Here is a 13,682-nt window from a genome sequence, read left to right as displayed (position 1 = left end):
TTCTGCTGCCCGAACGCTTGACCGGCATCCGCACCGACCATGCGGTGACCACTGATCCCGACAGCGCCGATTCGGTCCCTCGAGACGAGGTGACGGCAGAAATGTCCGTGGCGGCTGAATTTCAGGATGGTGCGTGCTGATCCTCCACTTTCTCGAGAGACGAGAAAAATCGTGTCGGTGGAACTGACGAACTTTTCCAGATCCATCTCGGGCCGGTGCTGAGAGTTTGGACGCGCCCAAGGCGGTGCCTTTGGGGTCGCCGAGGAGGCTCACCCAAGTGCGCACCTGACCGCAGGTACCATCGCCCTTCTTCTCGATGACCATCTGGTCCTTCTCCAACACCGCTCGATTTCCTCCCGACCAGTCCGGGCCGCACCTGAGGGATCCATGAGAGCCGACTGTGCCGGTAGTGGAAGTTCGCTTCGTTGCCCCAGGTGGTACGGGTGCGCTGCGGCTGCTCTGTCAGCGCTTTCCCAGACTACCGAGGGTGCGGTCAGGCAACCCGAAAACCGGCTGAGGATACTGGAGTCAGTCAGAGGTTTTTGGAGGATCATTGGCGTCGGAACATGAGAATTCAGCACAGTCATTGTCGTCCAAAGTCGGGCGCCCGGAAGCCGGCAGCGCCGAGGCGCGCGAACGGCCGACCGGAACGCATGATCGGGGGTCCGGAACGCGCGACACCGCCCAGATCGAGGGTGCGCTCCGGCCCTCGCAGGCGCTGCCGCTGATCACCGAGGAGCTGGCGGCCGCCCACACCCATTCGACCACTCCCGTGCTTCCCCCGAACCCGATCCAGCGGGAGCGGGAGATCCCCGGCATCTCGGACACCGTCGTCGCCCAGCGTTCTGCCCAGGGCACGAGAATCAATCCCGAGACCCCCGAGCGGCGGACCGCAGGCACGGGAAGCCCTGCCCGGGGTGAGGAAGACGTCGCCGCTGCGGACAGGGACGGCGAGGACGACGGCAAGGAGAAGAAGGAGAAGAGCGAGAGCGGGCTCTCGATCACCCAGCTGCTCGCCGGTGCCGGCGCCGCGGCGACATCGTCGGTCATCGGCGGTCAGCTCGGTGTCGCGGGAACGGTCGTCGGCGCCGCCGCGGCGAGCGTCATCACCGCCGTCGCGGTGACCATCTACAGCAAGAGCCTCGACAAGGGCAAGGAGAAGGTCAAGGACGTCGGCAGCAAGCTCGCGCCCGCGGTCAAGGTCGCACCGGCGAACGTCAAGGACGGCAAACCCCTGGCCTCGCTCCTGCGCGGCACCGCGTTCCGCAGGCCCGGCACCGAGGTGAAGGACGCGAAGGCCGGAGATGTGCCGACCACTCGCGCTTTCGGTGCCGTCCCCGACGGCCCGAACCCCGCGGGTTCCGACTCCGCCGGGCGCGGCGGAACAGCGGTCGACGGCACAGGGGTCGACGGAACTGCGGCGGACGAGTCCGCCGACGTCGCTGAGGACAAGGAGCCCAGGACCTGGCTGCAGAAGCTGCGTCGCAAGCGCGTGCTCTACCCGGTGGCGATCGGCGCCGCGACGTTCTGCGTCGGCCTGGGCATCGTCGTCGCCGCCGAGTCCTTCACCGAGGCAGACATCTCCCCGGGCACCTCCCAGATCTCGAACTCGGTCACGGGCACCTCGTCCGAGGACACGGGGGACACCGGCGACTCGGGCGGGTCGAGCGGCTCGGACTCCGGATCGACGAGCAGCGGCGGATCGCAGAGCGGCAGCGATTCCTCCCAGCAGGGAACGAGCAGCGGCAGTCAGGAGTCCACCTCGGCGAGCAACTCCGAATCCGGCACGAGCACGGACAGCCAGTCGAGCACGAACCAGACCACCGACACGGCGAACACCTCGTCCGAGGGCACGAGCAGCACCTCGGACTCCTCGGGCTCGACCACCTCGTCGAGCTCCTCGACGAGCGATTCCGCGCAGTCGGGCACCGCGGACGGCTCGAGCTCGTCCGGGTCGTCCTCGAGCTCCGCCGACACGAGCGGTTCGGGGACGAGCTCATCGGGCAGCGGTTCGAGCGGCTCGGGAACGAGCAGCGGATCGGGGTCGTCGAGCTCCGGATCGAGCTCCGCCGGCGGCTCCGGCAGCGTCGCCGCCGGATGAGGTGAGGCTACCTTGCCGCTTCGGGTGCGGATGGCTAGCGTGGTGAACGGCTCCGAAACCTGCCACCCGTCCCTTCTGGAGAACAGCTCCACAGCCGTCGAGTGAGCACGCGAAGCTCTCATTCGACGGCGAGGGCCCAGCGGCCCGCTGGGTCCACGCACTTGATCGAAGGAGAACCAATGACGAAGCACTCAGATCATCAGTTCGCGGGGTTCGACGGACAGCTGCCCTCGACCACGGAGTCCGGTGCCCCGAGGGAATCGGACGCCCATTCCCTCAGCGTCGGTCCCGACGGGCCGCTGCTCCTCCATGATGTCGCCCTCGTCGAGAAGCTCGCCCGCTTCGACCGCGAACGAGTGCCCGAGCGCAGCCCGCACGCGAAGGGCTCGGGCGCCTTCGGCGAGTTCGAGGTCCTCGAGGACGTCTCGAGCTACACGAGCGCGAAGTTCCTCCAGCCCGGAGCGAAGACGCCGATGCTCGCCCGCTTCTCCACCGTCGCCGGTGAGCTCGGGTCCCCGGACTCGTGGCGCGACGTGCGCGGATTCGCGCTGAAGTTCTACACCGAGGACGGCAACTACGACATGGTGGGCAACAACACGCCCATCTTCTTCGTCCGCGATCCGATGAAGTTCCCCGACTTCATCCACTCGCAGAAGCGCTCGCCCGCCTCCGGTCTGCGCAGCAACCTCATGCAGTGGGACTTCTGGACCCTCTCACCCGAGTCGGCCCACCAGGTCTCCTACCTCATGGGACCGCGCGGACTGCCGCGCACGTGGCGGAACATGAACGGGTACTCCTCGCACACCTACATGTGGGTCAACGGCGCCGGCGAACGGTTCTGGGTCCAGTACCACTTCCACACCGACCAGGGTGTCGAGAACATGACGAACGAGGAGGCCGCGAAGCTCGCCGGAAGCGATGCCGACATCCACCGTCGCGACCTGTTCGAGGCGATCGAGGGCGGGAACTTCCCGTCATGGACCTTCAGCGTCCAGATCATGCCCTACGAGGACGCGAAGAAGTACCGGTTCAACCCGTTCGACCTGACGAAGACCTGGTCGCACAAGGACTACCCGCTGCACAAGGTCGGTCGGTTCACCCTCAACCGGAACCCGTCCAACCACTTCGCGCAGATCGAGCAGGCGGCCTTCAGCCCCTCGAACACCGTGCCCGGCATCGGGGTCTCTCCCGACAAGATGCTCCTGGCCCGCGTGTTCTCCTACCCGGATGCGCAGCGGCACCGGATCGGGACGAACTTCAACCAGCTGCCGGTCAACGCACCCGTGGTGAAGACGAACTCGTACGACAAGGAGGGGTTCATGGAGTACCACCATTCGGGTGATGCTCCGGTCTACGCTCCGAACTCCTTCGGCCGTGCCTTCCAAGACACGCAGGGACCCGTCGCCAACCGCTGGGAGGCCGACGGTGAGCTCGTGCGCAGCGCCTACACCCTCCACGAGGAGGACGACGACTTCGGTCAGGCCCACACCCTGGTCCGCGAGGTCTACTCCGAGGAGGAGCGGCAGGGTCTCATCGAGACCGTGGCCGGTGCCGTCAAGGGAGAGGTGACCGAACCGGTGCTCTCCCGGGTGTTCGAGTACTGGAAGAAGATCGACGCCGAGGTCGGACAGGCGATCGAGGACAAGGTCAAGGGCACGTCCGCCGGTCGTGACTACGAGAACGAGATCAACCCCTGATCCCTCGTCCGTGACGCCCCCGTCGCCCGGGTCCGCCTCGGCGAAGCGGCCCGGCACCGCATTCCGCGGTGCCGGGCCGCTCTCTCATGACGCAGGGGTCGGATCGTGCTCGGCGTCCTCGCCCGTGGCCCACGTCGAACGAGCGTGGCCGATGTGTCGGGCGAGGAGCGCCTCGGCGCCGGGACCGTCACCGGAGCGGAGCACGGCGATGAGCTCGTGATGCTCCTTCGCCGAGGCGGACAGCTTCCCGTCGCGGGCCAGTGCCGCGATGCCGTAGAGCCGGGTCCGGGAGCGCAGGGACGTCGCGAGATCGGTGAGCTGGCGATTGCCGGCGAAGGACAGGAGGAGGGCGTGGAAGTCGCGGTCATGCCTGAGGTACTCGGTGAGGTTCTGCTCGTCGGCCCCTCCCAGGCAGGCGTCGGCGATCGACGTCAGCCGGTCGAACGCCTCGTCGGGGATATTGCCGGCGACGAGGCGCATCGCGGGCGGTTCGAGCAGCAGGCGGATCGCGGTGAGGTCGTCGAGGTCCTTCTCCGACATCGCCGTGATGCGGAAGCCCTTGTTCTTCACCGTCTCGACGAGGCCCTCGCGGGAGAGGTCCATCATCGCCTCGCGCACCGGGGTCGCCGAGACCCCGAGCTGCTCGCCGAGCGTCGGCGCGGAGACGAGCTCGCCCTCGGCCAGCTCCCCGGTGATGATCGCGGACCGCAGCGTGTCGAGCACGGTCTCGCGCAGGTTCCGCGGTCGATTGAGGGGACTGAGGGTCGCCACGTCGGTGTCCTTTCGTCGATGCTCAGTCAGGATACTCAGACGAGGAAGCCGGCGGGAAACGGGTCGCTCGGGTCGAGGAAGTACTGCGCGGTCCCCGTCACCCAGGCCCGGCCCGTCACGGTCGGGATCACCGCCGGGCGCCCGCCCACGGTCGTCTCCCCGATGAGGCGGCCGATGAAGCGGGAGCCGATGTAGGACTCGTTGACGAAATCGGTCTCCAGGCCGAGCTCGCCGCGCGCGTGCAGCGCCGCCATCCGGGCGCTCGTCCCCGTCCCGCACGGGGAGCGGTCGAACCAGCCGGGATGGATGGCCATGGCATGGCGGGAGCGCTGAGCGCTCGACCCCGGTGCCGTGAGGTAGACATGACGGGTGCCCCTGATGTCCGCGCGCTCCGGGTGGACGGGTTCGTCGTGGGCGTTGATCGCCCCCATGATCGCGAGCCCCGCGTCGAGGAGCTCGCCGCGGTTCGCCCGGTCCTCGCGGAACTCGATGCCGAGGGAGTCGAGGTCGACGATCGCGTAGAAGTTCCCTCCGAAGGCGAGGTCGTAGGTGACGGTCCCGAGCCCGGGCACCTCCACCTCGGCGCCGAGGCGGTCGGTGAAGGACGGGACGTTCGTGATCGTCACGGACTCGGCGTGGCCGTCGGTCACCGACACCGAGGCGATGACGAGTCCGGCCGGAGTGTCGAGGCGGACCGTCGTCACCGGCTCCTGGACCTCGACCATCCCGGTCTCGACGAGCACGGTGGCGACCCCGATCGTGCCGTGGCCGCACATCGGCAGGCAGCCGGAGACCTCGATGAAGAGGACGCCCCAGTCGGCGTCGTCCCTCGTCGGCGGCTGCAGGATGGCCCCGCTCATCGAGGAGTGGCCGCGCGGCTCGGTCATGAGCAGGGTGCGGATGTGATCGGAGTTCTCGAGGAACCAGGTCCGGCGCTCGGCCATCGTCGCCCCGGGCAGCACCCCGACTCCGCCGGTGATGACCAGGGTGGGCATTCCCTCGGTGTGGGAGTCGACGGCATGGAAGACGCGGGAGGTGCGCACGGGAGCTCCTTCGCTGGACAGTGCGGACGGTGACGAGCCGGCGCGGTGCAGGCCTGCCCCTGAAGCATCGTCGGGACGATGTGTGACATTGCACAGAATAGCAGGGAGCCCGCGGAGTGGGGCCTGCGAATCCGACGGGACTCAGGCGGTCGGCAGCACGTCGCGGAGAATCTCGACGACGCGGCTGAGCGCGGTCGACGGATTGTTCCGGCGCCAGCCGATGGCCAGGGGGAACGCGTTCCCTCCCTCGGCGAGGCGGACGTAGGACACGCCGTCCATGCGGATGTGGTGCGAGGACTCGACGACGACGGCGATGCCCACCGTCGCGCCGACGAGCGCGAGCAGACTGTAGGGATCCGGGGCCTCCTGGACGATGCGGGGGAGGAATCCTGCCTCATCGGACAGGCGCATGAGCGCCTCCCTGACCTGAGAGCCGTGCGAGGGGGCGTAGGAGATGAACGGCTGCTCACGGAGTTCGGCGACCCCCACCTCGGCGCGGCCGGCGAGTTCATGGTCGGCGGGGACGGCGAGCATGACCCGCTCCTGCCGGATGACGTGGACGTCGATGCCGGCCGGGGCGGGCGGGCTGATGACACCGAGGTCGAGCAGGCCGTCGCGCACCGCCGTCGCCGCCTCACCGGAGTACGTCTGCGGTCGGAGGACGAGCTCGATGCCGGGTTGGCGGCGGGCGACCTCCCGGGCGACGAGGGAGAGGATCGAGTAGCCGCTCGACCCGCCGAAGCCGAACCGCACCCTCCCCACGACCCCCTGCTGGGCCGCCCGGGCGATCCGCTTGGCGCCCTCGAGCTGGGTCTGGATCGACCGCGAGGGTTCGAGCAGCGCTTCTCCGGAGGCCGTGAGCCGCACCCGTCGGGTCGTGCGCTCGAAGAGCATCACTCCCAGCTCCCTCTCGAGGGAGCGGATCATCTGACTCAGTGCCGGCTGAGTGACGTGGAGCTTCTCGGCCGCGCGGCCGAAGTGGAGCTCCTCGGCGACGGCGATGAACGCGGAGAACTGGCGCAGATCCACGGGCCTCCCTCCTTTATTGATAAGTGCACCATATCAATGGCTGAGGGATTGGGCATTGGACTCGAGGCAATCCTCGGTGGGATGCTGAACGGGCGGACAGACAGCGGCGCACGAGCGCCTCGTCGCTCCGCGCACGAGAGTCGCGTCGCCTCGGCGCGAGCACCATGACCATCCTCCCGTGAACACCATTGACCACCCCGCGCGAACACCATGACCACCCCGCGCGAACACCATGACCACCCCGCGCGAGAGCGCACCGACAGGAGCACAGCGATGACGACGACAGGCAGCCCTTCCGACCTCCTCGACCTCGAGGGACTCTTCTCGGAGACCGAACTGCGGCTCCGCGACGAGGTCCGGGCCTTCGTCGACGCCAGGATCCGTCCGAACATCGCCGAATGGTACGAGAATGCGGTCTTCCCCGTCGACATCGTCCCCGAGATGGGGGAGCTCGGCCTCCTCGGCATGCACCTCGAGGGCTACGGCTGTCCGGGTCGCTCTGCCGTCGAGTACGGTCTCGCCGCGCTCGAGCTCGAGGCCGGTGACTCCGGACTGCGCACCTTCGTGTCCGTCCAGGGTTCGCTGGCGATGTCGGCGATCCACAAGTTCGGCTCCGAGGAGCAGAAGAACGAGTATCTGCCGGGCATGGCCGCGGGCGAGATCATCGGCTGCTTCGGGCTCACGGAGCCGACCGCCGGATCCGATCCCTCATCGATGGCGACGAACGCCCGTCGCAATGCCGACGGCTCGTGGACGCTGACGGGGCAGAAGAGGTGGATCGGGCTCGCCTCGATCGCGCACATCGCCGTCATCTGGGCGGCGACGGACGAGGGGATCCGCGGGTTCCTCGTGCCCACCGACAGCCCGGGCTTCACCGCGACTCCCATCGCGCCGAAGCTGTCGATGCGGGCCTCCATCCAATGCGACATCACCCTCGACGAGGTGGTTCTTCCCGCCGAGGCTCTCCTCCCGGGTGCGATGGGACTGAAGGGTCCGTTCTCCTGCCTCAACGAGGCCCGGTACGGGATCATGTGGGGAGCGATGGGCGCCGCTCGTGATGCCTTCGAGGCGGCGCTGAGGTACTCGCAGGAGCGGATGCAGTTCGACAAGCCGCTGGCCGCCTACCAGCTCAGTCAGGAGAAGCTCGTGACCATGGCCCTCGAGATCCAGAAGGGCATCCTCATCGCCGAGCGGACGGGACGGCTCAAGGACGCGGGCGCTCTCGATCCGGTCCAGATCTCGGTGGGCAAGCTCAACAACTGCCGGGAGGCGATCGCGATCTGCCGGGAGGCCCGCACGATGCTCGGCGGCAACGGGATCACGCTCGACTACTCACCCCTGCGGCACGCGAACAACCTCGAGTCCGTGCGCACCTATGAGGGCACCGACGAGGTCCACACGCTCATCCTCGGCCGGCACATCACCGGGGAGCAGGCCTTCCGCTGACCGGCGGTGTGCCGGGGTCCCGCGTGATCAGGCGGGCGGCGGTTGAAGGGAGACTGCCGGTCCTGCGGCTCAGCGCGACGGAAGGTGCGCCGGGAGCCTGCGGTCGGATGACCGGCGATCGCCGGCTCTGCGACTCAGCGCCGGCGCTGTAATACTCAGCGCCAGCGCTGCCAGGCGGCCTGCCGGCTGACTTCGGCGATCTCGGCCACCCGTGCCCATGAGTTCTGCTCCGCGAGCAGGCGGGCACTGGTGCCGAGCGCCTCGCCGACCTCGCTGGAGAGGTCGATGAGCGCGGAGAACGCGGCGGGATCCGGCGAGTGCGCGAGGTCGTTGACCGCGCGGCGCGCGGTGGCGGCGAGCTGGGCGACGGTGCCGGCTCCGGCAGGGTCGGTGGCCGTTGAGCCAGCGGTCGTGCTGTGCGATCCGGTCGGACCGGAGGTCGTGCTGGGCAACCCGGCGGTCGTGCCGGTCGCAGCGGAGGCTGTGCCGGTCGGATCGGTGGTCGGATCGGTCGGACCGGAGGATGGTCTGGATGCAGTGTCACCGTCTGCGCGTTCCGCCGGAGGTGTCGCATCCGAGGTCGAGGACGCCCCCTTCCCGCGGCTCAGGTCGATGGGTTCGGGCGTGGGGTCGTCGAGGGTCACGATGATCATCTCCTCGGTAGAGGTGAGGCTGCGGGTCCAGCTTCGCGAGCGCCAGCGGTATTCGACCTCGCCGCGCAGGGGCCGGTAGACGGCAGTGTACAGGGTGCCGAAGGCGTTGTCGTAGTCGTCGCTGAAGACTCCGGGGCTGAGCATCTCCTCGGCCATTGCGGTCACATCGCATCCTCGTTCCACGGCCTCGGTGAGCTGATCCTGCCGTTCGACGCTGCGGAAGCGCCGGGCGTGATCGGGGAATTCCGGGAGGCGTCCGCGATGGTTCGTCGCGACCGGGTCCTCGCAGACCTCCGGGGTCATTCCGGGTCCGACGTAGGCGGTCACTGCCGTCCCTTTCGCATCGACCAGGGTGAGGTTGTAGTACATCGAGACCGGGATCGTCTCGAGCCGCCGCAGGGCCTCCGGGACGTCTCCGGCGACCTCGAGGAGGAAGCGCACGACGAGGGGAGCGGCGAATCCGTCGCCGTCGCCCGGTCGTCCGCCGAAGGCGAGCGACACCGCCAACCCGTCTTCGTTCATCCCGTCGAGGAGGCCCCAGAGGCAGTCCGAGGTGCCGATGACGCGCCGCGCGCCGTAGCGGGTCGAGCTGTGGACGCGCTCGAACAGCTCGAGGCCATAGTCGTAGTTGCGCAGCAGGGCGGGTTCGGGCGTGCTGAGGGCGACCTGGGAGCAGCCGGGCAGGAAGCGGGGCGGATTCCACAGAGTGAGCATCCGGGCTGCCGTCTCATCGCCGCCGGCGAGGTCGACGAGGCGACGCCACGTGGGGACGAGTTCGGGCATGTGCTCGCGCAGGCGGCTCTCCGCGGTGCGCAGGTCGGGCCGTGCCCGGTCGCCGTCGCGCAGGTACCAGGCGCGGTAGGCGGGCCAGACGCTGTCGAACAGCGCCTTCCAGCGGGTCGAGGGGCGCTCTTCGGTGATTGAGTAGAACGTGAATGAAGTCATGCGTCAAGGTTAGGTTGACGCTTCGTGGGTGTCAAGAAAATATTGACAGAGTGGTTGCGGGACGCTGCTCTCCGCTGTGGAGGAGTGGTCCGAGCAGGGTGGTCTCCCGCGCTCTGGCGCGCAGCGGCAGGGGTGTGTGACGGTCTCGGCCGGTCGACGAATCGGCGCCGGCGGAGTCGGCGTGGGCGGGGTCGGCCTGTTCGCCTCGGTGCGGGCGGAGTCGGCGTGTGCGGGGTCGGCCTGGTCGCCTCCGTGCGGGCGTCGGTCGAGCGGGACCGGGAAAGGACGAGGGCCCGCACGCGATGTGCGGGCCCTCGGGAATCGTCGGTGGACTGGGTCAGTAGTTGTCGTCGATGACCTCAGGCATGCCGTCGATGACGTCGACCTGCTCGACGCCGTCGTCGGCAAGGGCCTCGATGTTGGCATCGTCGCCGGAGAGCTCTGCGACCTCGGCATCGTCGAGGCCCTCGGCGGCCATCTCGTCACCGACGCGGTTGCCCTGCTCGGCGGCCGGGGTCTCGTCCATGGACAGCTCGGTCGGCATCTCCGGGGCGTTGTCGTCGAACATCTCGCGATCGCCCTGGTCCCAGTCGGTGTCCTCGAGGAGGGCGTCGTCGGCGCCTTCGACTCCGGTTCCCACCGGTCCTTCGGCTCCCGGCTCCACATAGGGCTCGGCGTCGGGGTTGTCCTGCACATCCATCGGATCGTCGGGGTTCTCGCTCATGGTCACTCCTCTGCTCGTGATCGATCGGTGCCGAACTGCCGCTCGACTCTGGTCGGTTCCTCATTCTCGCACGCGGGAGCGGCATCCGACAGGTCGCATGTGCCTCACCATGGCTCGCGAATCCGCACCGCCCGCAGCGATCCCGCTCGGGTCCCCACGGCCACTCTCGTCGACCGAATCGGGGCGGGACGGTCCGCCGGGTGCGGGTCGACCGGACGGGCCGCCGTCTGTCGGGTGAGTCGACGGGGGCTGACACGGGGTGGGGTGGTGGGACGTCGATCGTCGACATCGTCAGGGAGGAAATGTTCGAGAACGCAGTGGGAATTCGACGCTCTCCTCCCTGACAATCGGGGTCAGCGGAACTCGGATGCACACTGACCGGGCCGAGGGGCCTGAGTGGGTGAAGTCGGCGCTCGGCTCGACGAGGAGCTTGTCTGGGCGCTTGGCTCAACGATGATGGGTTCGGGCTGAAGCGCGGAGGTTCCGCCGGAGGGCGGGGTCCGCGCGGGTCCTGCCCACACCAGCCCGGAACGCGACGAACCCCCCGCGGAGTCCGCGGGGGTTCGTCGTTCTGGTGGCTCCGACCGGCGTCGATCCGGTGACCTTTCGATTTTCAGTCGAACGCTCTACCAACTGAGCTACAGAGCCTGGTCGCCGACATACCGAAGTATGCCGAGAGAAACAAAGGCTCTTCCGAAGAAGAGCCTTATGCTCCGCGACCCTGACGGGACTCGAACCCGCGACCTCCGCCGTGACAGGGCGGCGCGCTAACCAACTGCGCCACAGGGCCTTGCTGTTGTGGTGTCGGACCTCTCGATCCTACACCGTACCCCCAACGGGATTCGAACCCGTGTCGCCGCCGTGAAAGGGCGGTGTCCTAGGCCTCTAGACGATGGGGGCCTAGTTTGCTCTCGGATTCCCCGTGGGCAACGACGTTAAGCTTATCCCAACCGTTTCGGAGAATGCAAAGCGAGAGCAGGTGTCCTCCGTCACAGTTCTTGGGCGGGGAGGCGGGAGCCCCGAGCCCCGGGAATCGGGGGGCACGCCGAGGTGCTGCGACCGTTCCCGGTCCCTTCCCCAAGCGTTGCGACATTCTCCTGCGCGTTCGTGAGGCGAGGTGATCGCGCGGTGCGTGCTCGCCTCGTTCCGTCGAGAGCTCGCACCGGGCGCGCATGCCGGCAGCTCGTGCAGCGAACTCGCCCCTTCGCCCGGAGGGGCGGCGGGTCGCCCGATAGAGTGGCGGCATGGAGCACCTCAGTGAAGACGAGTTCGAGGCGATCCTCGAGGAGGCGCTCGACGACCTCCCCGCCGGCGTCACCGACGAGCTCGACAACGTCGCCCTCTTCGTCGAGGACAAGCCCGAGAACGGTGACACCACGCTGCTCGGCCTGTACGAAGGCACTCCGGTGGGGGAGCGCGGCCAGGCGGGATTCGAACTGCCCGACGCGATCTTCCTCTACCGGGACAACCTCATCTCCTTCGCCGACGACCGCGAGCACCTCAGACGGGAGATCGTCATCACGATCGTCCACGAGATCGCCCACTTCTACGGCATCGACGACGAACGCCTCCACGAGATCGGGTGGGGCTGATCCGGACGTCCCTGCCCGATCCCCGACCGACTGCCGTCCCAGGCTCTCGATCCACGGCGCCGCGGCGTCCTCGAACACCCGCGGGCGCGGATCTCCGGCGTCCAGTCATCTGGCAAGGGACGTGAACGTCATCCGGCGCCCGCCCGTCGCACGTTCCGGGCGGCGCGAATCGTCGGGGTGTGCCCGCCCCTCCTCGGCGGCGTCGCGGCGACGACCGCCCGCACGCCGGGCCGGGGGCAGTGCGACCTGGGAGGATGACACCGGGAGCGAGCGGCACGCGATCACCGGGTCCAGCCTCGGCGATGTCGCGACATCCGCGTTACCGAACGGTCGACTCTCGGGCGGGAAGATTGGCGTTCCTCATCACATTTCGCCTATTGTGGCTGGGTATCCATAGCATTCGAAACTACGTTCCGTCCGTATCGAAGCTCGGTCGCAGGTGCTCGTCTCGGCGCACCGCGGCCGCTGAGTGCGGACAGGAGGCACGACCCCTTTATGACAGTCGCATCCAGAACGACCGGCGCAGCCACCCCGGCGGTGCGTGTTCTCAACCTGGCGGGGATCGACTACTCCCTGCACGGTTTCGACCATGATCCCAGCACCCGCCGCTACGGATCCGAGGCGGCGGACAAGCTCGGAGTCGGCTCCGACCGGGTCTTCAAGACCCTGATGATCCAGGTCGACGGCGAACCGGTGACGGCGCTGGTTCCCGTGTCCGGTCAGCTCGACCTCAAAGCCCTCGCCTCCGCGCGCAACGCCAAGAAGGCCCAGCTGGCCGGGGTCGCCGAGACCGAGCGGCGCACCGGATACCCGGTCGGCGGCGTCTCGCCCTTCGGCCAGCGCCATGCCGCTCCGGTGGTCGTCGACCGCACCGCGCTCGAGCACTCCTCCGTCTTCGTCTCCGCCGGCCGTCGGGGCCTGGAGATCGAGATCCGCCCCGAGGACCTCGTCATGCTCACCAATGCGCAGGTCGCGAAGATCGCCGCGCTCGACTGACCGTCAGCACTGATCACTGACGGTCAGCGCTGCTCTCCGGCCGTCAGCACCACTCGACGCCGCCGACGGTCGGCTCTGCTCGTCCCGCGGTGAGGTCGGCGAACATCGCCAGGGCGGCATCCACCTCGGCGACGGGTACCAGGACATCGACGGTCACCTCGGCGCCGTACTCCGCCCGACACCCCCATCCCCGGTTCCCGGCTGACCGTTCCACCGCATTGGCCTGGGCGTAATCCAGGAGCGCGCTGACCGGGACGAGCTCGTGCCTCGTGACGATGCGGACGAGATCCACCGCCGCCGAGGCGGCCTGCCCGTACGCGCGCACGAGCCCGCCCGCGCCCAGCAGGGTCCCGCCGAAGTACCGGGTGACGACCGCGACGACGAAGGTGAGCTCGTGCCCGGTGAGCACATCGAGGATCGGGGCGCCCGCGGTGCCCGCCGGCTCGCCGTCATCGCTGAACCGTCGGGTGCGGGAGTCGGGGTCGAGCACGAACGCCGTGCAGTGGTGGCGGGCCTTGGGATGGGCGGCGCGGCGGGCGGCGATGACCTCGCGGGCCTCGTCCTCATCGGACACGGGGGCGACGAAGCCGAGGAAGCGCGATCTCCTGATCTCGATCTCCGCCTCGGCGGCGTCTGCGATGGTCCGGTACGGCATGCCCTCACCCTATCGAACGAGCCCAGGTCA

General features: G+C 68.5%; 11 protein-coding genes and 3 tRNA genes. 5 read left to right on the top strand and 9 right to left on the bottom strand.

Translation table 11 applies throughout. The annotated features are described in order from the left end of the window. The first annotated feature begins 586 nt into the window (after positions 1-586). Together DFO65_RS15325 and DFO65_RS15320 are read left to right on the top strand one after the other, a co-directional pair. Positions 587-2,101, top strand: coding sequence for a hypothetical protein (locus DFO65_RS15325; RefSeq protein WP_113905319.1), 1,515 nt, complete (start codon positions 587-589; stop codon positions 2,099-2,101). A 179-nt stretch (positions 2,102-2,280) separates the two neighbouring features. Next, positions 2,281-3,798 (top strand): catalase, encoded by a 1,518-nt coding sequence (locus tag DFO65_RS15320; protein ID WP_113905318.1) that lies wholly within the window; start codon positions 2,281-2,283, stop codon positions 3,796-3,798. An 84-nt stretch (positions 3,799-3,882) separates the two neighbouring features. Here the strand turns inward: DFO65_RS15320 and DFO65_RS15315 are convergent, their stop codons facing one another. From DFO65_RS15315 to DFO65_RS15305, 3 genes are all read right to left on the bottom strand, one after another. Next, on the bottom strand, positions 3,883-4,569 hold the full coding sequence (locus DFO65_RS15315) for a GntR family transcriptional regulator (RefSeq protein ID WP_113905317.1): 687 nt from the start codon (positions 4,567-4,569) through the stop codon (positions 3,883-3,885). Between the two features lie 35 nt (positions 4,570-4,604). Beyond that, complete coding sequence (locus DFO65_RS15310) at positions 4,605-5,612, bottom strand: proline racemase family protein (protein ID WP_113905316.1); 1,008 nt, start codon at positions 5,610-5,612, stop codon at positions 4,605-4,607. Between the two features lie 141 nt (positions 5,613-5,753). Next, positions 5,754-6,641: a LysR family transcriptional regulator gene (locus tag DFO65_RS15305; RefSeq protein WP_113905315.1), complete on the bottom strand. Its 888-nt coding sequence runs from the start codon at positions 6,639-6,641 to the stop codon at positions 5,754-5,756. Between the two features lie 273 nt (positions 6,642-6,914). Between DFO65_RS15305 and DFO65_RS15300 the strand changes: the two genes are divergently transcribed. After that, positions 6,915-8,087 (top strand): acyl-CoA dehydrogenase family protein, encoded by a 1,173-nt coding sequence (locus tag DFO65_RS15300; RefSeq protein WP_113905314.1) that lies wholly within the window; start codon positions 6,915-6,917, stop codon positions 8,085-8,087. A 155-nt stretch (positions 8,088-8,242) separates the two neighbouring features. On the opposite strand, the gene DFO65_RS15295 is transcribed toward DFO65_RS15300, so the two are convergent. The 5 genes from DFO65_RS15295 to DFO65_RS15275 all read right to left on the bottom strand — a co-directional run bounded on the left by DFO65_RS15295 (position 8,243) and on the right by DFO65_RS15275 (position 11,309). Beyond that, positions 8,243-9,685: a C45 family autoproteolytic acyltransferase/hydrolase gene (locus DFO65_RS15295; protein ID WP_113905313.1), complete on the bottom strand. Its 1,443-nt coding sequence runs from the start codon at positions 9,683-9,685 to the stop codon at positions 8,243-8,245. A gap of 337 nt (positions 9,686-10,022) precedes the next feature. After that, positions 10,023-10,409, bottom strand: a complete 387-nt coding sequence (locus DFO65_RS15290; RefSeq protein WP_113905312.1) for a hypothetical protein — start codon at positions 10,407-10,409, stop codon at positions 10,023-10,025. 572 nt (positions 10,410-10,981) lie between these two features. Continuing rightward, a tRNA-Phe gene (locus tag DFO65_RS15285) sits at positions 10,982-11,057 on the bottom strand. Positions 11,058-11,125: 68 nt separating this feature from the next. Continuing rightward, positions 11,126-11,199 (bottom strand) — tRNA-Asp (locus DFO65_RS15280). Between the two features lie 37 nt (positions 11,200-11,236). After that, positions 11,237-11,309, bottom strand: a tRNA-Glu gene (locus DFO65_RS15275). Positions 11,310-11,653: 344 nt separating this feature from the next. Between DFO65_RS15275 and DFO65_RS15270 the strand changes: the two genes are divergently transcribed. Both DFO65_RS15270 and ybaK read left to right on the top strand, forming a co-directional pair. Beyond that, positions 11,654-12,001 (top strand): metallopeptidase family protein, encoded by a 348-nt coding sequence (locus DFO65_RS15270; protein WP_113905311.1) that lies wholly within the window; start codon positions 11,654-11,656, stop codon positions 11,999-12,001. A gap of 495 nt (positions 12,002-12,496) precedes the next feature. Then, complete coding sequence (gene ybaK / locus DFO65_RS15265) at positions 12,497-12,997, top strand: Cys-tRNA(Pro) deacylase (protein ID WP_113905310.1); 501 nt, start codon at positions 12,497-12,499, stop codon at positions 12,995-12,997. 43 nt (positions 12,998-13,040) lie between these two features. Here ybaK and DFO65_RS15260 read toward each other — a convergent pair whose 3' ends face one another. Then, a complete protein-coding gene (locus DFO65_RS15260) occupies positions 13,041-13,652 on the bottom strand; it encodes a YigZ family protein (protein ID WP_113905309.1) in 612 nt (203 codons plus the stop codon). Between the last annotated feature and the right edge of the window lie 30 nt (positions 13,653-13,682).

The organism is Brevibacterium sanguinis, assembly GCF_003315415.1.
GTDB lineage: Bacteria > Actinomycetota > Actinomycetes > Actinomycetales > Brevibacteriaceae > Brevibacterium > Brevibacterium celere_A.
Note: the sequence above shows the minus strand (reverse complement) of the source record. Positions and strands in the feature narration are given on the sequence as shown.